The organism is Streptomyces sp. NPDC060232 (genome assembly GCF_042726555.1).
Lineage (GTDB): Bacteria > Actinomycetota > Actinomycetes > Streptomycetales > Streptomycetaceae > Streptomyces.
The window spans coordinates 64,909-84,648 of record NZ_JBHXAG010000016.1; the positions used below are offsets into that span (position 1 = coordinate 64,909).

Annotated in this window: 20 protein-coding genes; 12 read left to right on the forward strand and 8 right to left on the reverse strand. The window is 72.1% G+C overall.

The genetic code is table 11. The features are described 5' to 3' along the window. Window positions 1–10 precede the first annotated feature (10 nt). Window positions 11–1,744: a GAF domain-containing protein gene (locus ACFWFZ_RS22875; RefSeq protein ID WP_387124645.1), complete on the reverse strand. Its 1,734-nt coding sequence runs from the start codon at window positions 1,742–1,744 to the stop codon at window positions 11–13. Between the two features lie 540 nt (window positions 1,745–2,284). Between ACFWFZ_RS22875 and ACFWFZ_RS22880 the strand changes: the two genes are divergently transcribed. From ACFWFZ_RS22880 to ACFWFZ_RS22920, 9 genes are all read left to right on the forward strand, one after another. Next, window positions 2,285–3,487, forward strand: coding sequence for a globin domain-containing protein (locus ACFWFZ_RS22880; protein WP_387124646.1), 1,203 nt, complete (start codon window positions 2,285–2,287; stop codon window positions 3,485–3,487). Window positions 3,488–3,549: 62 nt separating this feature from the next. Continuing rightward, window positions 3,550–4,764, forward strand: coding sequence for a molybdopterin molybdotransferase MoeA (locus ACFWFZ_RS22885; protein WP_387124647.1), 1,215 nt, complete (start codon window positions 3,550–3,552; stop codon window positions 4,762–4,764). A 337-nt stretch (window positions 4,765–5,101) separates the two neighbouring features. After that, window positions 5,102–5,950, forward strand: a complete 849-nt coding sequence (locus ACFWFZ_RS22890; protein WP_387124648.1) for a HipA family kinase — start codon at window positions 5,102–5,104, stop codon at window positions 5,948–5,950. Then, window positions 5,947–6,330, forward strand: coding sequence for a DUF3037 domain-containing protein (locus tag ACFWFZ_RS22895; protein ID WP_387124649.1), 384 nt, complete (start codon window positions 5,947–5,949; stop codon window positions 6,328–6,330). Before ACFWFZ_RS22890 ends, ACFWFZ_RS22895 begins: the two co-directional genes overlap by 4 nt. 130 nt (window positions 6,331–6,460) lie before the next feature. Then, the gene (gene fabG / locus ACFWFZ_RS22900) at window positions 6,461–7,222 is read left to right on the forward strand and encodes a 3-oxoacyl-ACP reductase FabG (protein ID WP_387124650.1); all 762 of its coding nucleotides are present in this window, start codon (window positions 6,461–6,463) and stop codon (window positions 7,220–7,222) included. A 28-nt stretch (window positions 7,223–7,250) separates the two neighbouring features. Then, on the forward strand, window positions 7,251–8,012 hold the full coding sequence (locus tag ACFWFZ_RS22905; protein ID WP_030658329.1) for an SDR family oxidoreductase: 762 nt from the start codon (window positions 7,251–7,253) through the stop codon (window positions 8,010–8,012). Between the two features lie 152 nt (window positions 8,013–8,164). Next, window positions 8,165–9,748: an ABC transporter substrate-binding protein gene (locus ACFWFZ_RS22910; RefSeq protein ID WP_387124651.1), complete on the forward strand. Its 1,584-nt coding sequence runs from the start codon at window positions 8,165–8,167 to the stop codon at window positions 9,746–9,748. Between the two features lie 112 nt (window positions 9,749–9,860). Next, window positions 9,861–10,529 carry a uracil-DNA glycosylase gene (locus tag ACFWFZ_RS22915; RefSeq protein WP_387124735.1) on the forward strand — a complete coding sequence of 223 codons (669 nt, stop codon included), beginning with the start codon at window positions 9,861–9,863 and terminating at the stop codon, window positions 10,527–10,529. Between the two features lie 94 nt (window positions 10,530–10,623). After that, on the forward strand, window positions 10,624–11,202 hold the full coding sequence (locus ACFWFZ_RS22920; protein ID WP_387124652.1) for a hypothetical protein: 579 nt from the start codon (window positions 10,624–10,626) through the stop codon (window positions 11,200–11,202). A 20-nt stretch (window positions 11,203–11,222) separates the two neighbouring features. Here the strand turns inward: ACFWFZ_RS22920 and ACFWFZ_RS22925 are convergent, their stop codons facing one another. After that, window positions 11,223–11,684, reverse strand: coding sequence for a hypothetical protein (locus ACFWFZ_RS22925; protein ID WP_387124653.1), 462 nt, complete (start codon window positions 11,682–11,684; stop codon window positions 11,223–11,225). 215 nt (window positions 11,685–11,899) lie between these two features. Beyond that, window positions 11,900–12,424 (reverse strand): DinB family protein, encoded by a 525-nt coding sequence (locus ACFWFZ_RS22930; RefSeq protein WP_387124654.1) that lies wholly within the window; start codon window positions 12,422–12,424, stop codon window positions 11,900–11,902. 84 nt (window positions 12,425–12,508) lie between these two features. On the opposite strand from ACFWFZ_RS22930, the gene ACFWFZ_RS22935 reads away from it, so the two are divergent. Continuing rightward, on the forward strand, window positions 12,509–13,414 hold the full coding sequence (locus tag ACFWFZ_RS22935) for a Gfo/Idh/MocA family protein (RefSeq protein WP_387124736.1): 906 nt from the start codon (window positions 12,509–12,511) through the stop codon (window positions 13,412–13,414). Here ACFWFZ_RS22935 and lnt read toward each other — a convergent pair. The 5 genes from lnt to ACFWFZ_RS22960 form a co-directional block, all read right to left on the reverse strand. Next, on the reverse strand, window positions 13,359–14,924 hold the full coding sequence (gene lnt / locus ACFWFZ_RS22940) for an apolipoprotein N-acyltransferase (RefSeq protein ID WP_387124655.1): 1,566 nt from the start codon (window positions 14,922–14,924) through the stop codon (window positions 13,359–13,361). The two genes, ACFWFZ_RS22935 and lnt, sit on opposite strands and share 56 nt — an antisense overlap. A gap of 65 nt (window positions 14,925–14,989) precedes the next feature. Continuing rightward, the gene (locus ACFWFZ_RS22945; RefSeq protein WP_387124656.1) at window positions 14,990–15,457 is read right to left on the reverse strand and encodes a nuclear transport factor 2 family protein; all 468 of its coding nucleotides are present in this window, start codon (window positions 15,455–15,457) and stop codon (window positions 14,990–14,992) included. A gap of 69 nt (window positions 15,458–15,526) precedes the next feature. Next, entirely contained in the window at window positions 15,527–15,703 is a 177-nt protein-coding gene (locus ACFWFZ_RS22950; protein WP_106967693.1) for a hypothetical protein, read from the reverse strand. Window positions 15,704–15,816: 113 nt separating this feature from the next. Then, window positions 15,817–16,695 (reverse strand): undecaprenyl-diphosphate phosphatase, encoded by an 879-nt coding sequence (locus ACFWFZ_RS22955; RefSeq protein ID WP_387124657.1) that lies wholly within the window; start codon window positions 16,693–16,695, stop codon window positions 15,817–15,819. A 48-nt stretch (window positions 16,696–16,743) separates the two neighbouring features. Beyond that, complete coding sequence (locus ACFWFZ_RS22960) at window positions 16,744–17,472, reverse strand: TVP38/TMEM64 family protein (protein WP_387124658.1); 729 nt, start codon at window positions 17,470–17,472, stop codon at window positions 16,744–16,746. Between the two features lie 49 nt (window positions 17,473–17,521). Here ACFWFZ_RS22960 and ACFWFZ_RS22965 point away from each other — a divergent pair, with 49 nt between their 5' ends. After that, window positions 17,522–18,238, forward strand: coding sequence for a DNA alkylation repair protein (locus ACFWFZ_RS22965; protein ID WP_387124659.1), 717 nt, complete (start codon window positions 17,522–17,524; stop codon window positions 18,236–18,238). Window positions 18,239–18,503: 265 nt separating this feature from the next. Further along, window positions 18,504–19,685, forward strand: coding sequence for an elongation factor Tu (gene tuf, locus ACFWFZ_RS22970; RefSeq protein ID WP_387124660.1), 1,182 nt, complete (start codon window positions 18,504–18,506; stop codon window positions 19,683–19,685). Window positions 19,686–19,740 lie beyond the last annotated feature (55 nt).

Sequence of the window (19,740 nt, forward strand, 5' to 3'; positions counted from 1 at the left end):
CCCGGTGCGGTCAGCCACTGGTGGAAGGCAGGGGCACGGTCCAGGTGAGAACGGTGCCGGCAGGCCGTCGCGCAGACAGGTCGAGGGTGCCCCCGAGGCCCTCGGCGCGCTGGCGCAGGTTGGCCAGGCCGCTGCGACGGGTCACGGCGGGGTCGATGCCGCGGCCGTTGTCCGCCACGCGAAGCCGCAGGGTCTCCCGGGTGGCCTCCACGGTGACGTCGACCGTCGTGGCATCGGCGTGCCGGGCCGCGTTGGACAGGGCCTCGCCGAGCACGGCGAGCAGGTGCGCGGCGTACTCGGCGGGCACGTCGGTGTCGAGCAGGCCGGTCATGCGCAGTGCGGGTGCGAACCCGAGCGCTTCGGCGGCCCGGTCGGTGGCCGCCACCAGCTGGGTACGCAGGCCGCCACCGCGGCCGCGATCGCTCTCTCGCAGGCCGTAGATGGTGGAACGGATGACCTTGATCGTGTCGTCGAGGTCGTCCACGACCCGCTGGACCCGCTCCTTCGCGCGGTCGGGAATGTGACCGAGGGTGGACTGCAAGGTCAGGGCACCGGCGAAGAGCCGTTGGATGACCAGGTCGTGCAGGTCGCGGGCGATGCGGTCACGGTCGCCGAGGACCAGCATCTGCTCTGCGTCCCGGCGGTGCTCGGCGACCTCCAGGGTCAGGGCCGCCTGGTTTCCGAATGCGGTGACCATCTCGATGACCGTGTCCGGGAACGCCTGACCGCCGGGCAGGCTGGCCACCAGCAGCACCCCGCGCATGTGGTCCGGGCGGCCGAGCGGTACGTAGAACGCCGGGCCGAGCCCGACGACCCAGGGGTTGCCGCCGTCGGCGCGTGGGCCGGCGCTGACCGTGTCGCTGTTGACCGTCTCGCCGGTGGCGAACACCTTCGCCGCCATCGCCGTGGCCGGCAGCACCAGGCCGCGGACCTTGTCCGCGGCGGTGCCGGAGGCGGCCTCGACGACCAGTTCCCCGCTCTCGCCGACAGGGACGGCCAGGGCGACCAGGTCAGCGCCGGAGATGTCCCGCACGGTGGCGGTCACCGTCTCCAGGACCTCGGCCGGGTCCTGGCCCGAGAGCAGGCTTCGGGTCAGTTCGTCGCTCGCCGCCAGCCACCGCTGCTTGCGGCGGGCGTCGTCATACAGCCGGGCGTTGTCGATCGCCACGCCGGCCGCGGCGGCCAGGGTCCGCAGCACCGCCTCGTCGTCACCGTCGAATTCGGCGCCGCCCTCCTTGTCCGTGAGGTACAGGTTGCCGAACACCTCGTCGCGGACCCGGACCGGGGCGCCGAGGAAGCTGGTCATCGGAGGGTGCCCGGGCGGGAAGCCCACCGACGCCGGATGGTCGGCCAGGTTCGCCAGGCGCAGCGGCTCCGGGTTGCGGATGAGCTGGCCCAGGATGCCCTCGCCCCGGGGATAGTGCCCGATGCGGGCCACGGTCTCCTCGTCGATGCCGACGGTGAGGAACTGCTTGATCGTGCCCTCTTCCCCCAGCACACCGAGCGCCCCATAACGGGCGTCGACCAGGGCGACCGCGGACTCCACGATGCGCCGCAGCACCACCTCCAGGTCCAGGTCGGAGCCGACGGCCAGCACCGCATCCAGCAGCGTGCTCGTCCTGTCCCGGACAGCCCGCACCTGCTGGACCTGCTCGTGGAGACCCTCCAACAACTCGTCCAGCCGCAGCTGGGGAGAGGGGCCCGGTGCCCCGGTGTCGACTTCGTTCACCACGGTTCCCCTCATCCTCGACCATCGGACCACTGTTCAGCATGCCCGATGAACGGGCAGGGCTCGCCGCCGCCCCTGGCCAGCGGCCGAAGACGAGCGAAACCGGCCCCGGCGGCGACGAACCGCCGCACGCGTGGCCCGATCGCGCGTAGGCCGCGTGGACGACGTGATCGCCAGGTGGGCGCAGCAACGTCGGCTCCGGCATGTCCGGATGACGATCCCCCGTGATGGGCCGGGTGCGGCGGCGCATCGCCCCCGCCCACTGCGAAGAGACCGTGGCACGTCTCACACCGTCTGCACGGCGCGGTCGCGCACCGCCTCTCAGCGGGGCCCCTGGTCAGCGGACGAGAGGCACGGCCATGGCGACGCATGGGCGACGCGTGGGCCGCTGGTCCCGTCTCTCGGGCCCGGCCCGAGGCCGGGCGGCCCCGATCACCAGGGCCCTTGGTCCCCGTTCCTGCCCGGGACCGGGGTGGGGTGGTCTTGAGCTGCTAGACCTGGCGGTGGCTGCTGTTGCAGGGCCTGCTCTTTCGTCTTCCTCTCCTCAGGAGTGTCATGCTGTCTGCCGAGTCGGCCGCGCTGATCCGGGCCACCCTGCCTGCCGTCGGCGGGGCACTGGATGAGATCACCACCCGCTTCTACGCCACGATGTTCGCCGAGCACCCCGAGCTGCTGGACGGCATGTTCAACCGCGGCAACCAGGCCAGCGGCGTACAGCGCCGGGCCCTTGCCGGCTCGATCGCCGCCTTCGCCGGCGCGCTGCTCGCCGATCCGGGCACCCGCCCGGACACCCTGCTCGCCCGCATCGCCCACAAGCACGTGGCCGTCGGGGTCACCGAAGACCAGTACACGATCGTGCACAAGTACCTGTTCGCCGCCATCGCCGAGGTGCTGGGCGAAGCGGTCACTCCGGATGTCGCGGCTGCCTGGGACGAGGTGTACTGGCTGATGGCCGGAGCCCTCATCGCCCAGGAAGCGCGCCTCTACCTCGAAGCCCAGGTGCGGCCCGGACACCCGTGGCGGCAGTGGACCGTCGTCGAACGCCGCCAGGAGACCGCCGACACCGTCTCGTTCCTGCTGCGGCCCTCCGACGGTGCGCCCGCGCCGCGCGCCCGGGCCGGGCAGTACGTCAGCGTGCGCGTGAAGATGCCCGACGGGGTGCACCAGTTGCGCCAGTACAGCCTCTCCTCGGCCCCCGGTGACCAGGTGCGCCGGATCACCGTCAAGCGGGTGACCGGCCAGGGCGCCCCCGACGGCGAAGTGTCCAGCCTGTTGCACCGCACTGTCGAGGCCGGCGACGAACTCGCGCTTTCCGCTCCCTTCGGCGATGTCGTGCTGGACGGTACGGACGCTCCGCTGGTGCTGGTCTCCGCCGGCATCGGCTGCACCCCGATGGTCGCCATGCTCGAGCACCTCGCGGGCACCGCCTCCACCCGCCCTGTCACGGTCCTGCACGCCGACCGCTCACCCGCCGACCACGCACTGCGCGCCGACACGGACCGGCTGGTCGGCACGCTGCCCGATGCGCGCGCCACGTTCTGGTACGAGCGGGACCCGGCGACAGCGCCCGGCTCGCGGACGGGGCTGATGAACCTCGACGCGCTGGAACTGCCCGTCGACGCAAGCGTCTACCTGTGCGGCCCACTTCCCTTCATGCGAGAGCTCAGGTCGCAGCTGCTGCGTGGCGGGATCCCCGCCCGCAACATCCGCTACGAGGTCTTCGGCCCTGACCTGTGGCTCGCCGACGCCACCGCCTGAGCGGCGCCGGCCCCCTGCTCGCGCCACCGTGCCGTCACCCCCCTTCCGTGAGGATCACTCCCATGGCCGCCACCAGCCCCACAGCCGCCGTCACGCCGCTGGCCCATCCTCAATGGCCGTCCGCCCGCCGCGCCGCGCACAACGCGGCGACGCCGCTGCCGGCCGTGCAGATGCCGCTGTCCAGGGCGGCCGACTGCGTCCTGGCCGAGGATGTGGCCGCTCAGTCCGCGATGCCCACGGCCGACTGCTCGGCGATGGACGGCTGGGCCGTACGGGGCGACCCTCCCTGGCGCGTCGTCGGGTCCGTCCTGGCAGGTCAACCCATCGGTCCGCCCCTCGCCCCGGGTACGGCGGTGGCCATCGCCACCGGAGCCGCGCTCCCAGCCGGGTGTGAGTCGGTACTGCGCAGCGAGCGCGGAGCGCTGGACGCTGCGGGGCTCCTGCGCACTCTGCCCGGGACACCGCCCCCGCGGGCGCGTGCGGACGTGCGCCGCCGGGGCGAGGAGGCCCACCAAGGTGACACCCTGCTGGCCGCGGGGCTCTTGCTCACCCCGCCCGCCCTCGGCCTGGCCGCAGCCGCAGGCAACGACACGGTCCGGGTCCACCGTCCTGCGGCGGTCAGTTGTCTCGTCCTCGGCGATGAGCTGGTCACACGCGGCGTTCCCGGGCCGGGGAGGGTGCGGGATGCCCTCGGGCCGCAACTGCCGTTGTGGCTGGCAGCGCTGCACACCGGCCCGGTCCGTCTGCGGTACGTCCCCGACACCTTCGACGGCGTCCTCGATCGGGTCACTGCGGAGTCGCGCACCGCCGACGTGCTCGTCACCACCGGAGGCAGTGCCCGAGGCCCCGTCGATCACGTGCGTGCCTGCATGGAGCAGGTCGGCGGGCGGATTCTGGTCGACGGGGTCGCCGTACGGCCCGGACATCCGATGATGCTGGCGCAGCTGCCCGATCATCGCTGGTGGGTGGCACTGCCCGGCAACCCCCTGGCGGCCTGCGTAGCCATGCTCACACTGCTTGAGCCGCTGGTCGCCGCCCTGCGCGGCCAGCCGCTTCCCCGCCTTCGGCAGGTGCCCTTGGCGATCGATGTCTTCTCTCCCTCGGACGATCACCGTCTGCTGCCCTACCGGCTCAACGCCGACGGATCCGCCTCTCCCCGGCAACACAGCGGATCGGCCATGCTGAGGGGCCTGGCCACCTCGCCAGGACTGTTGGTGATCCCGCCCGACGGCGCGTGCGCCGGCCAGACCGTGGACGTCCTGCCCATGCCGTGGTAGCCACGTCCGATTTCCTGCCGCTCCCGAAGCTCCGGGTGGTACCTCACCGCCACCAGCCTGCCTCACCGGACCGGCCTTCCGCCGACACTGCCACCTTGGCCCGGTGGCCCGGGCGCTCCTCGCCGGCGATCACCCTCGGTTACTATGCTCACTTCATGCCGGAGGCCGGCAGCAAGGGGCGCGGCGTCATCGACGGCCCGCTGGCGGAGCGGGGAGGCCGGCCCGCCGGCCGAAACTCCCCATTCTCCCCAGCGTCGTTGACCGGTGATTCCTGCCGCTAAGCCCCCGAGAAATCGTCCATGGACTGCAAGGCTGAAGAGATGGGTGGCCTGGGAAAGTGTTGGAAGAGGTCGTAGCGACCCGCTATGTCACGCCCCTGCGTGAGGGCGGTTCGCTCCCGGGGATCGTCGAGGCCGACGACCTCGGTACGTACGTCATGAAGTTCACCGGAGCCGGCCAGGGCCGCAAGACCCTGGTCGCCGAGGTCATCTGCGGCCGCCTCGCCCAGCGGCTGGGGCTCAGGGTCCCCACGCTGGTGCAGATGCAGCTCGACCCCGTGATCGGGCTCGCCGAGCCCGACCAGGAGGTCCAGGAGCTGCTCAAGGCCAGCGGCGGCCTCAACCTGGGCATGGACTACCTGCCGGGCTCCATCGGCTTCGACCCGCTCGCGTACCGGGTGGACCCGGCCGAGGCGGGGCGCGTGATCTGGTTCGACGCCCTGGTCAACAACGTCGACCGGTCGTGGCGCAACCCGAACATGCTGGTCTGGCACGGGGACCTCTGGCTCATCGACCACGGCGCCACCATGATCTGGCACCACAACTGGCCCACGGCGCAGGCCGCCGCCGCCAAGCCGTACAACGCCTCCGACCACGTACTGGCCCCCGTGGGCCCGGACGTCGAGGGCGCGGCCGCCGCACTCGCGCCCCTGGTCACCGAGGAACTGCTCACCGAGGTCACCGCCGAGGTGCCGGACGAGTGGCTGGTCGACGAGCCGGGTTTCGCCTCCGCCGACGCGCTGCGCCGGGCCTACGTGGAGGCGCTGCTGCCGCGCGCGGCCACGATCCACGAGAGGATCTCGCTGGAGGCCGAGGTGAGGGCACCGGCCGGGCCTCCCGGCTGGCTCACCGACCACCTGCCGGAATGGCCCCACAAGACCCACAAGAAGAAGAGCGGCGACGAGTGAGCAAGCGGGACGTGTTCGAGTACGCGCTGGTGCGCGTGGTGCCCCGGATGGAACGCGGCGAGTGTTTCAACGCCGGCGTGATCGTCTACTGCCGGGCGCATTCCTACGTCGCCGCGCGCACCCACCTCGACGAGGTGAAGCTCCTCGCACTGGACCCGGCGGCCGACGTGGCCGGCGTACGGGCCGCGCTGCGCGGGGTCGAGGGCGTGTGCGGCGGCGGGGAAGCGGCGGGGCAGGCCGCGGGTGACGACGCGGGGCGGCGGTTCCGCTGGCTGATCGCCCCGCGCAGCACGGTGGTGCAGCCGGGGCCGGTGCACACCGGCCTGACGGCCGACCCCGCGGCGGAGGTGGAGCGGCTGCTGGACCTGCTGGTGCGCTGACCGTCGGCCGCCGGGCCGGGCCGGTCGCCGTTGACACGGGGTGTCAGGGCTCCTAGCGTCTCCTCAGCTGAAGCTACTAAGCGGTTGCTCACCTCTGGGCGACCGCCTCTCTAGGGCGAGGAGAACCAGCATGTCCACCACCGAGCAGCGCGTCGCGATCGTGACCGGGGCGGCCCGGGGCATCGGCGCGGCCACCGCCGTACGCCTGGCCGCCGAGGGTCGCGCCGTCGCCGTACTCGACCTCGACGAGGCGGCCTGCAAGGACACCGTGGAGGCCGTCACGGCGGCCGGCGGCCGGGCCCTGGCGGTCGGCTGCGACGTCTCGGACGGCGCCCGGGTGGAGGCGGCCGTCGAGCGCGTCGCCGCCGAACTCGGCGCCCCCACCATCCTGGTCAACAACGCCGGTGTGCTGCGCGACAATCTGCTCTTCAAGATGAGCGAGACCGACTGGGACACGGTGATGAACGTGCACCTGCGCGGCGCCTTCCTGATGTCGAAGGCGTGTCAGAAGTACATGGTGGAGGCCAAGTTCGGCCGCATCGTGAACCTCTCCAGCAGCTCGGCGCTCGGCAACCGCGGCCAGGCCAACTACTCTGCGGCCAAGGCCGGTCTGCAGGGCTTCACCAAGACCCTGGCCATCGAGCTCGGCAAGTTCGGCGTCACCGCCAACGCCGTCGCCCCCGGCTTCATCGTCACCGAGATGACCGCCCAGACGGCCGCCCGCGTCGGCATGGGCTTCGAGGACTTCCAGGCCGCGGCCGCCACCCAGATCCCCGTCCAGCGCGTCGGCCGTCCGGACGACATCGCCAACGCCATCGCGTTCTTCACCGGCGAGGCCGCCGGCTTCGTCTCCGGCCAGGTCATGTACGTGGCCGGCGGCCCCCTCAACTGACTCGACCACGAGAGGCAGGGCGTACGTCATGACGTACAGCGGTACCGACAGCGGCAAGGTCGCGCTGATCACCGGAGCGAGCCGGGGCATCGGCTACGGCATCGCCGAGGCGCTGGTCGCGCGCGGCGACCGGCTCTGCATCACCGGGCGCAACGAGGAGGCCCTCAAGGAGGCCGTGGAGCGCCTCGGCGCGGACCGGGTGATCGGGGTGGCCGGGAAGGCGCACGACGAGGCCCACCAGGCCCTCGCCGTCGAGCGCACGATGGAGGCGTTCGGCCGGGTCGACTTCCTGGTGAACAACGCCGGCACCAATCCGGTCTTCGGGCCGATCGCGGACCTGGACCTCGGGGTCGCGCGGAAGGTCTTCGAGACCAACGTGATCTCGGCGCTCGGCTTCGCCCAGCGGACCTGGCACGCCTGGCAGAAGGAGAACGGCGGCGCGATCGTGAACATCGCCTCGATCGCCGGCGTCTCCGCCTCGCCCTTCATCGGCGCGTACGGGATGAGCAAGGCCGCCATGGTCAACCTCACCCTCCAGCTCGCGCACGAGATGGCGCCCGGGGTCCGCGTGAACGCCATCGCCCCGGCGGTGGTCAAGACGAAGTTCGCCCAGGCGCTCTACGAGGGCCGGGAGCAGGAGGCCGCGGCGGCCTACCCGCTCGGCCGGCTCGGGCTCCCGGAGGACATCGGAGGGGCCGCGGCGTTTCTTACATCTGCACAAGCGGAATGGATCACTGGGCAAACTCTGGTCGTCGACGGTGGGATGTTCCTCAATGCCGGGGTGCACTGACCGATAATCGGACGTATTTGCCTCCGAAAGGGAGGTAAATGTGTATCGAATGCGCACGGAACCGGTCAAGTGCCTCACGAAACCAACCCATTGGATTCGTGGGGCACTGCGGTAGGGTCTGCCGCACCCCTGGCTGATCGAGGAGCGTGCACGTGTTCAACCGGACCAGATGCCTGCAGATCCCTGCGGCCCTTGCGTCCATATCCCTGCTCGCCGGTTGCGGCCTGCTGTCGGATGACGACGGCGACGAAGCGAAGCGGATCGTCGTCGGGACCACGAGCGCGCCGAGCACCCTCGACCCCGCCGCGGCGTGGGACGGCTCCTGGGAGCTGTACCGGAACGTCTACCAGACCCTTCTGGCCTTCCCCACGGGCTCCACCAAGCCCCAGCCGGACGCCGCCCAGAACTGCGAGTTCACGGACGGCGCGAGCCAGGCCTACCGGTGCACCCTGCGCAAGGGCCTGAAGTTCTCCAACGGCGAGCCCCTCGACGCCAAGGCCGTCAAGCACTCGCTCGACCGGATCAGGACGATCGGCTCCAAGGTCGGCCCGAAGGACCTCTTCGGCAGCCTCGACAAGATCGAGACCCCGGACGCGCTGACGGTCGTCTTCCACCTGAAGACCTCGGACGCCACCTTCCCGTACGTCCTCGGCTCGCCGGCCGCCTCGCTGGTCGCGCCCAAGGACTACCCGGCCGACAGGGTGCGCGAGGACGGCAAGATCACCGGCTCGGGCCCCTACGTGCTGGAGTCGTACAAGGAGGGCGGCGAGGCCGTCCTCACCGAGAACAAGAGCTACGCCGGCTTCGCGAAGCGCCAGAACAAGGCCGTGACCATCCGCTACTTCGCGGACTCCGAGAAGATGGTCGCCGCCCTGAAGGCCAAGGATCTGGACGCCACCTACCGAGGCCTGTCGGCCCCGCAGATCACCGACCTGCAGAGCCCCGCCGCGCACCAGCTGGGCGTCCAGGTCGTCGAGAACGTCGGCGCCGAGATCCGCTACCTGGTCTTCAACCCGAAGGACCCGGCGGTCAACAAGCTCGCGGTCCGCCAGGCCATCGCCCAGATCATCGACCGCGGCACCCTCGTCTCCAAGGTCTACCAGGGCACCGCCGAGCCGCTGTACTCGATGGTTCCCAAGGGCGTCGTCGGCCACAAGACGCCGTTCTACGACAAGTACGGCGCCGCGGATGTCGGCAAGGCCAAGAAGATCCTCAAGGAGGCCGGCATCAACCAGCAGGTCGACCTGACCTTCTGGTACACCACCGACCGGTACGGCTCCTCCACCGCCGAGGAGTTCACCGAGATCAAGCGCCAGCTGGACGAGAGCGGCCTGTTCAACATCACCCTGCGCAGCCAGCCCTGGAAGGCCTTCCAGGAGGGCTACAAGAGCCAGGAGTACCCGGTCTTCGGCCGAGGCTGGTTCCCCGACTTCCCGGACCCCGACAACTTCATCGCGCCGTTCGTCGGCAAGGAGAACGCGGTCGGCACCCCGTACGAGCAGAACGAGATCCTGACCGAGCTGCTCCCCAAGTCCCGCCGCGACGGCGACCGATCCAGCGGGGTCCAGCAGTTCGAGAAGGCCCAGCAGATCTTCGCCGAGGACGTCCGGCTGCTGCCCCTGTGGCAGGGCAAGCTGTACGTCGCCGCACGCGAGGACATCGCGGGCGCCGAGCGGGCACTCGACCCGCAGACCGCCATGCAGATGTGGGAGCTGTACCGCAAGACCAGCTGGTAGCCGCGGCCCCCGCCCGGGCGGTCGTCCCGGGCGGCCGACGCGTTGTCAGTGGCCCCCGGTAGGTTCTGAGCAGTCGCACGAACTTGTACCGGAGGTTGTCACCGTGACCCAGATGCTGCCCGAGTCCTGGCTCCCCGTCCTCGGCGGGGAGCTGGACCAGCCCTACTTCAAGGAACTCACCGAGTTCGTCGAGAAGGAGCGGGCCAACGGGCCGGTCTACCCGCCCCGGGAGCAGGTCTTCGCCGCGCTGGACGCCACGCCCTTCGACCAGGTGAAGGTCCTCGTCCTCGGGCAGGACCCCTACCACGGCGCCGGCCAGGGCCACGGCCTGTGCTTCTCCGTGCAGCCCGGGGTCAAGACCCCGCCCTCGCTGCGCAACATCTACAAGGAGATGAAGGAGGAGCTCGGCCTGGAGGTCCCGGACAACGGGTACCTGATGCCGTGGGCCCGGCAGGGCGTCCTGCTGCTCAACGCGGTGCTCACCGTCCGCGAGGCCGAGCCGAACTCGCACAAGGGCAAGGGCTGGGAGAAGTTCACCGACGCCGTGATCCGCGCGGTGTCCGACCGTCCCGACCCGGCCGTGTTCGTCCTGTGGGGCGCCTACGCCCAGAAGAAGATCCCGCTCATCGACGAAGAGCGGCACGTGATCGTCAAGGGAGCCCACCCCTCGCCGCTGTCGGCCAAGAAGTTCTTCGGCTCCCGGCCCTTCACGCAGATCAACGAGGCCATCGCCGCCCAGGGGCATGAGCCGATCGACTGGCGGATCCCGGACCTCGGCTGACGTCCCCCCGCGCCTCGGCGCCTTCACCGGAACCTCCGGCTAGCGTCGTGACGACCGGACCGGACAAGGTCCGGCAGAGCAAGCCGGAGGCGCCGTGACCGAGCAGCAGGAGGCGTCGGAGGACGCCCTCATGACGAGGATCGGCCAGGCGGTCATCCTGCTGCACGCCGGTGACCGCGAGGAGGCCCGCAACCGGCTCGGCGCGATCTGGCAGGAGATCGGCGAGCAGGGGGACCGCCTGCACCGGTGCACCCTCGCCCACTACATGGCCGACGCCCAGGACGACCCCGCCGACGAGCTGGCCTGGGACCTGCGGGCCCTGACCGCCGCCGACGCCCTGACCGCCGCCGACGCCCTGACCGCCGCCGACGCCCTGGGCGACGGCTCCGGAAGCGGGGACGACGGGAGCGGGTTCGGGCGGCCTGCGCTGCGCGAGCCGCATCCCGCGATGCGCGTGTTCTACCCCTCCCTGCACCTCAGCCTGGCCGCCGACTACCTGAAGCTCCAGCGGCCGGAGGCCGCCCGGGTCCACCTGGCGCGGGCCCGCGCGGCCGCCGGAGCACTGGCCGACGACGGCTACGGCAACGGCGTACGGGCCGCCATCGCACGGCTGGAGCGGCGCCTCGCCGCGGAACCGGGCCCCCGGCCGCGGCCCTTTCCCGAACAGTCGTAGCAGGACCTGCCCCGGACGTCTCAGCCGCCGTGGACCCCCGCGCAGATCCGGGCTTCGGGGCTGTCGGGGTCCCAGCGGCCGTGGCGCCGGCCCAGCGCGCAGACGTCGGCCGGGTGCACCGGCAGCTTCCGCATCAGCTCACGCTTCGCCTCGGCATCGGGCCGGGCGTGCCGCCGCGGGCCGTCAGGACGCCCCGGTGCGGGCTCGGCGGCCCGCCGGGGCTCCGGGATGTCGGGGACCGGTGGAGCGTCCGCCACGGGCCCGCCCGGGGCGCTCCTGGCGGGGCTGTCGGCGTCCCGCCCGGCGGGGGCCGCTGCCGCCGGCCGCGCGGCCTGCTCCGGGGCCGCCTCGACCGCCTCCAGTGCCTCCAGGGCAGGTGCCCGGACGGCCACGGGGGCGGTCCCGGGCCCGCCGCGCGGCTCGTGCCGGGGCGGGACCCCGGCGGCGGGGACCGCCGCGGGCTGCACGGGTCCGGGGCTCACATTGACACAGCCGGAGACCGCCGAAACGGCACAGGCGACTCCGAGCAGCAGCTTTGTCGTGGTTCGCGTTGGATGCACCCGCGCAACTCTGCTGTGTGAGGACCCCGTTGCGGAAACCGGGAGCCCATATTCACCCCGCACGGGTGACGGGCGGCGGGGTGACCGGCGGATCGCGGGCCACCCCCAGCCAGGGCACCCCGGCCCCACGGAACGGCTCAGTCGCCGGTGGCGCCGTCTATCCGCTCGCGCAGCAGGTCCGCGTGACCGTTGTGGCGCGCGTACTCCTCGATCATGTGGGTGTAGACCCAGCGCAGGCTGAAGACCTCGCCGCGGTGGTGGCTCGCGGCCTCCGAGCGCAGGTCGAGCGAGCGGCCCGCGGCCGCCCGGCGGGCGAGTTCCACCTCCGCCCGCCACACCTGCTCGGTCTCGGCCCAGGTGGCCGCCTCGGTGAAGTGGAAGTCGCCGTCCCGGTCCTCGTCCGTGACGTACAGCTCGGGCAGGTCCTCGCCCAGCATGATCTCCCGGAACCAGTACCGCTCCACCTCCGCCATGTGCCGCACGAGGCCCAGGAGGCTCAACTCGGAAGGCGCGAGCGGGGTCCTGCGCAACTCCTCGTCCTGCAGCCCCTCGCACTTCCACAGGAGGGTGGCACGGTGGTAGTCGAGCCAGCCGTCCAGCATCTCCCGCTCGTCGGCGGTGGTGGAGGGCTCGTCGCGGTGTGATCCTGAACTGGTGGTCATGACGATCATCCTGGGCGAAGCGAACCCCCGGCCACCAGCGATTAAGCTGCCAAGATCCCACAAGGACCGAACTTGGAGGCCCCGGTGAAGGTCGGCTGCATCGGACTCGGCGACATCGCGCAGAAAGCGTACCTGCCCGTCCTCACCGCCCGCGCGGACGTCGAACTGCACCTGCAGACGCGCACCCCCGCCACCCTGCAGCGGATCGGCGACACCCACCACGTCCCGGCCGCGCGGCGGCACACCGAACTCGACGCCCTGCTCGCCCAGGACCTGGACGCGGCCTTCGTGCACGCCCCGACCGGAGCCCACCCCGAGATCCTCACGCACCTGCTGGAAGCCGGCGTACCCACCTACGTGGACAAGCCGCTCGCCTACGAGTTCGCCGCGTCACGGCGGCTGGTGGAACTGGCCGAGAAGCGCGATGTCTCCCTCGCCGTCGGCTTCAACCGCCGCTACGCGCCCGGGTACGCGCAGTGCGCCGACCACCCGCGTGACCTGATCGTCATGCAGAAGAACCGGGTCGGCCTGCCCGAGGACCCGCGCACGCTGGTGCTCGACGACTTCATCCACGTCGTCGACACCCTGCGCTTCCTGCTGCCCCGCGAGGCCGACCGTACGGACGTCCGCGCCGTGGTGCGCGACGGGCTGATGCACCAGGTCGTGCTGCACCTCTCCGGCCCCGGATTCAGCGCGCTCGGCATCATGAACCGCCTCTCCGGCTCCAACGAGGAGGTCCTGGAGGTGTCCGGCACGGACACCAAGCGGCAGGTCGTCAACCTCGCCGAGGTCATCGACCACAAGGGCCAGCCCACCGTGCGCCGCCGCGGGGACTGGGTGTCCGTCGCCCGCCAGCGCGGCGTCGAACAGGTCGTGGACCACTTCCTGGAAGCGGTCGCGGCGGGCCGGACCCTCAGCGCGCGCGACGCGCTGCTCACCCACGAGCTGTGCGAGACGGTGGTGAACTCGGCTCTGGAGCAGGCCTTCTGAGCGACCGGGCCCCCACCACCGCGCAGTAGGCGGCCAGTACGGCGAGGGCCGCGGCCACCGGCCAGGCACCGAAGCGCACGAAGAGGGTCGAGCCGCGCGCGAGCGGTACCTCGTACACCTGCGCGGTCCGCGCCGGCGTGGGCAGGGCGGGGCCGATCCGCTCGCCCGACGGGCCGTGCACCACGCTGACCCCGGTGAGGGTGGCGTGCACCATCGGGCGGCCGTTCTCGGCGGCCCGCAGGGCCGCCAGGGACGCGTGCTGGGCCGGGGCCCAGCTGCCTTGGAAGGTGGAGGTCGCCGACTGGGCGACGAGCAGGGAGGCCCCGTCGAGGGTGAGGCGCCTGCTCATGTCGGGGAAGGCCGACTCGAAGCAGACCAGCGGCCCCACCCGGACACCGGCGGGCCCGTCGGGCCGCCCGGACAGGTCCATGACCACGGGCGTGTTCCCGCGCATACGGTCCTCGCCGGCCGCCCGCCCGACCGAGGTGGCCCATCCGAGCAGCGTCCGGGCCGGTACGTACTCGCCGAACGGCACCAGCCGCATCTTGTCGTACCGGTCACCCGTGGGGCCGGCGGGACCGACCAGGACGGCGCTCTTGTAGATGCCCGGCCGGTCCGCGCGCCGCGCGTCCACGTTCACCAGCAGCGGCGCCCCGACCTCCGCCGACATCGAGGCCAGCCGCCGGGCCAGGTCCGGACGGGCCGACAGGTCCTCGCCGACACTGCTCTCGCCCCACACCACGAGGTCCACGTCCTGCCCGGCCAGCGGCCGCGTGAGTCGCTCCCCGGCCGCGAACCGCCGCTCCACGCTGTCCGGGCCGTCCGGCACCTGCCCCGGCTGTACGACGGCCACGCGCAGCCCGCCCGACTCCGCGGGCCGGGCCGCCCACGCCCACACCGCGCCCGTCAACAGCGCACAGCCCGTGAGCCCGGCCACCGCCGGGACCCGCGCCCCCGGCACCGCGAGCAGCAGCACCAGGGCGCAGTTGACCGCCACCAGCAGCAGACTGACCAGCCACACCCCGCCCACCGAAGCCAGCCGCAGCGCCGTCGGCACCTGCCACTGGCTGGCGCCCAGCAGCCCCCACGGCCCGCCCAGCCCCTGCCAGGACCGGACCACCTCCGACAGCAGCCACCCCGCCGGTACGACGACCAGCGCGCAGGCGGCCCGGCCCGCCGAGGGGCGCCCTCCGAGCAGCCGGCGCACCAGCAGCGCCCAGGGGATCCACAGCAGGCCCACCAGCGCGGCCACGGGGAGCAGGAAGACGTGCAGGCTCGGCAGCAGCCAGTGGTGCACGGCCAGGATGTAGCCGGCGCCGCCGAGCCAGCCCTCCAGGGCCGCCCGCCGGCCGGTCGGAGCCGACCTCAGCAGCAGCATCCAGGGCACCAGGGCGACGTAGGCGAACCACCACAGGGCCGGGGCGGGGAAGGCGAGCGCGGGCAGAGCGCCGGCCGCGAGCGCCGCGGGCGCCCGCCACCGGCGCGACCACCCGCTGTGCATCGGGACCATGGCGCCTCCGCTTCCAGTGTGGGCAGTGCCGGGCGGACCTGCCCCTCCGGCGGGGCGGAGCGGGTTCAGACGGCCGTGTGCCGCCACTTCTCGTGCACGGTCACCCGGGTGAGCCGCCAGCCGTCCCGGGTGCGGGCCAGAGCGAAGGTGTAGCGCCCGGCGGTGACGAAGTCGGGGGAGGTGGCCGTGCCGTCGGCCTCCGGCCCCTCCAGCCGCATCGGATTGAGGAAGTCGGCTCGGACCTCGGCGCTGTCGCCGGGCGAGCCGGCGACGTCCTCCAGCCGGATCAGCCGGTTGACGATCAGGTGCTGCCGCACGGGGAAGAGCTTCATGGTCTCCGCGAGCCAGTCCGCCACCCGCCCCACCGGACCCTCGATCCCGCCCGCCGAGCTGTAGTCGGCCCGCCCGCCGGCGGCGAACAGGGCGCGGTAGGCGGCCCAGTCGCCGTCGTCCACGGCCACCGCGTAGCCGGTGACCACGTCGTCGATCGCCAGCCGGTCCATCACCGTCGCGAGATCCACACGCTGAGTCATCGGGTCAGTGTGGGGCTGCGCGGGCGCGAGGCCAAGGGGCGTGCGGCGACCGGATCTCCGCGCGGCCCGTCAGTGACCGGAACGCGCCTCCCGCTGCCGCACCACGACGAGGAACGCGTCGCTCGCCAGATCCATGACCACCTCGGCCGGCACGCCCTCGCGCATCCGCTGCGCCGCGTACTCCTCGGCGGGCCAGCTCCCCCGCGGACTTCCGGCCGGAAAACGCTCCAGCACCACTCGACCCATGGGACACCCCCTGCTTCTTGCCTTTCAGTCTCTTCGTGAACAACGACGCGGAGGCCGCCCGGGAACGTTCCCGGGCGGCCTCCGATTCACGCGAAGTGGTGGCGCGGGGCCCCCTACGAGCCGGACTCACCGGCGTGCGGGCTCAGCACGTCCGTGCCGATCAGCACGAACAGCACGATGCCCAGCACGATGCGGTAGATCACGAAGGGCATGAAGCTCTTGGTGGTGATGAACTTCATGAACCACGCGATCACGGCGTAGCCGACGAAGAAGGCGATGAGCGTCGCGAAGACCGTCGGACCCCAGGAGATGTGGCCCGGTTCCTCGATCACGTCCTTGATCTCGAAGGCACCCGAGGCCAGCACGGCCGGGATGGCGAGGAGGAAGGAGTACCGGGCGGCCGCCTCGCGGGTGAAGCCCAGCAGCAGACCGCCGGAGATCGTCGCGCCGGAGCGCGAGACACCCGGGATCAGGGCCATCGCCTGGCAGAAGCCGAAGATCAGACCGTCCTTGACTCCCAGCTGCTGGAGCGTCTTGCGCTCACGGATCGCCCGGTGCCGGCCGCCCTCCTCGTCGCGGGCGGCCAGCCGGTCGGCGACGCCCAGCACGATGCCCATCACGATGAGGGTGGTGGCCGTCAGCCGCAGGTCGCGGGCCGGGCCGACGATCGCGTCCTTGAACACGAGGCCGAGGATGCCGATCGGCAGTGAGCCGACGATCACCAGCCAGCCCATCTTGGCGTCCTGTTCGGAACGCAGGGCCTTCGTGTACAGGGAACGGAACCAGGTGGAGACGATCCGCGCGATGTCCTTGCGGAAGTAGATCAGAACGGCGGCCTCGGTGCCGATCTGGGTGATGGCCGTGAAGGCCGCTCCTGGGTCGTGCCAGCCGGCGAATGCCGCGGTCAGCCGCAGGTGGGCGCTGGAGGAGATCGGGAGGAACTCCGTAAGCCCCTGGACGAGACCGAGGATTAGGGATTCGAACCAGCTCATGTCGGGGTGCGCTCGTCCTTGTGATCGTCGGGCAGTTCGCCCCCGATGCTAGGGCCCGTGTGAAGCGCCGCTGACCACAGGGGGGTGCTGGGACGTCAGTTCATACACCGGATCGCCGGTTCGAAGGGGTGCCAGGCGGTGCCTTTTGCGCCAGCCGACGACTCCGGCGGCCACCACGGAGACCACGATGAAGCCCAACGAGACGAGGAAGGCGGGGGACCCGGGGGAGGAGGCGCTGGCCCCCGCGATCACGTACGCCATGGTGTTCGGGACCACGCCGAGCGCCGTCGCCACCAGGAAGGGCGCCCAGCCGCAGCGGGACACCGCCGCGCAGTAGTTGGCCACCACGAAGGGCACCCCGGGGAAGAGCCGTACCGCGATCATCGAGCGGAATCCGTGCCGGCTGAGCTGGCCGTCGGCGGCTTCCAGCAGCCGCCCGCGCAGAAACGGACGCAAAGCCTCTTGCCCCATGACCCGGCCGAGCCCGAAGGCGATGCCGGCGCCCAGCACGGTGCCCCCGACCGCCGCGACGAGGCCGAACTGCGTACCGAAGACCGCTCCCGCGGCCAGGTTCAGCAGGGGACGCGGCACGAACGCCGCCGAGCACACGCCGTACACGGCTGCGAACGCCAGGACGGCCGCGCCCACCGGGAGGCCGGGGGGCCAGCCCTCCGAGAGGATCCGCTGGGGTTCGTAGACCAGCACGCACACGCCGGCCGCGGCGAGCAGCACGACGAGGAGCGCCAGCCGGGTCCACGGCGCGAGGAGGAGGGACATCCCGGGAGACTAGCCGAGGTATGCGGCATCGCGCCGTAATCTGGGCCTCATGCTGTCGAACGGCGGGGGGCCTCCCAGGGTTCCCCGCAGCGCCCTCGCGGACACCCTGCTGGAGCGGCTGACCGGGACGTACGCGGCCGCGGCCGACCCCGTGCGGGCCGAGGCCATGGCCGCGTACATGAAGCACGTCGCCCCCTTCCTCGGCATCCCCGCACCGCTGCGCCGGGAACTGTCCCGGACAGTGACCAAGAACACTCCGCGGCCGTCGGAAGCGGACTGCGCTGCCCTCGCCCTGCGCTGCTGGCGGCTTCCCGAGCGGGAGTACCACTACTTCGCGGTGGACTACCTGCGCCGCCACGCCGACCGCTGCACCTGCGCACTCCTGCCGGTCGTCCGGCACCTGATCACCACCGTCCCCTGGTGGGACACCGTCGACCTGCTCGCCGCGCACACCGTCGGCCCGCTGGTGGCCGCGGACCCCGACCTCGCCCCCGTGATGGACGAGTGGATCGGCAGCGAGGACCTGTGGCTCGCCCGCACCGCCCTCCTGCACCAACTCCGCTACAAGGACGCCACCGACACCGGCAGGCTCTTCGCCTACTGCCGCCGCCAGGCCGGCCACCCGGACTTCTTCCTCCGCAAGGCCATCGGCTGGGCCCTGCGCGAGTACGCCAAGACCGACCCCGACGCGGTGCGCGCCTTCGTCGACGCCGAACGCGCCGTGCTGTCCCGGCTGTCCGTGCGCGAAGCGCTCAAGAACCTCTGAGCGAGCCCCGGTTCACGCGGTAATTCATTCGACGCCACGCGGGACGGTCCGGCAGCATCAGGGACATGTCCCGGTACGCCTTCCCCGCAGCGCCGTCCGCAGTCGCGGACGCGCCGAAGGCTGCCGAATCCGCGGACGCGCCCGCCTTCGCCGCATTCGACGGCGCACGAAGCTGACCCTTCCCGGATCGTCCGGCGGACCCCGCAGGGGGAGGGTCGGCTCGGTTCAGGGGTCCCGTCCACGCTTCGAGCAACGGGAAGAGATCATGGCCAAGACGGCCTTCGTGCGGACCAAGCCGCACCTCAACATCGGCACCATGGGTCACGTCGACCACGGCAAGACCACCCTCACCGCCGCCATCACCAAGGTCCTCGCCGAGCGCGGCGGCGCCTCCTTCGTGCCCTTCGACCGCATCGACCGGGCCCCCGAGGAGGCCCGCCGGGGCATCACCATCAACCTCACGCACGTCGAGTACGAGACCGACACCCGCCACTACGCCCACGTCGACATGCCCGGTCACGCCGACTACATCAAGAACATGGTCACGGGGGCCGCGCAGCTCGACGGCGCGATCCTCGTCGTCTCCGCCCTCGACGGGGTCATGCCACAGACCGCCGAGCACGTGCTCCTCGCCCGGCAGGTCGGCGTCGACCACATCGTCGTCGCGCTCAACAAGGCCGACGCCGGGGACCCCGAGCTGACCGACCTGGTCGAGCTGGAGGTCCGCGAACTGCTCACCGCGCACGGCTACGGCGGCGACGGCGCGCCCGTCGTACGGGTCTCCGGGCTCGGGGCGCTGGAGGGCGACCCCAGGTGGACCGGGGCCATCGAGGCCCTGCTGGACGCGGTGGACACGTACGTGCCGACGCCGGTGCGGTACACCGGGGCGCCGTTCCTGCTGCCCGTGGAGAACGTGCTCACCATCACCGGGCGCGGGACGGTCGTGACCGGCGCCGTCGAGCGCGGCAGCGTACGCCTCGGCGACCGCGTCGCCGTCCTGGGCGGCGACGGCGAGCCGGTCGAGACGGTCGTCACCGGCCTGGAGACCTTCGGCAAGCCGATGGAGTCCGCCGAGGCCGGCGACAACGTCGCGCTGCTGCTGCGCGGTGTGCCGCGCGACGGCGTGCGCCGCGGGCACGTGGTGGCCGCCCCCGGCAGCGTGGAGCCCAAGCGCCGCTTCAGCGCGCAGGTGTACGTGCTCTCCGGGCGCGAGGGCGGCCGTACGACACCGGTCGCCAGCGGCTACCGGCCGCAGTTCTACATCCGCACCGCCGACGTGGTGGGGGACGTGGACCTGGGGCTCGCGGGCGTCGCCCGGCCCGGCGAGACGGTCACGATGACCGTCGAGCTCGGACGGGACGTGCCGCTGGAGGCGGGTCTCGGCTTCGCGATCCGCGAGGGCGGACGGACCGTGGGCGCCGGGACGGTGACGGCCGTCCTGGGCTGACCCGCCGGGTCGGGACCGCCCCCCTGTGGTGGCGGCAGGACGGCTGCGCCAGACT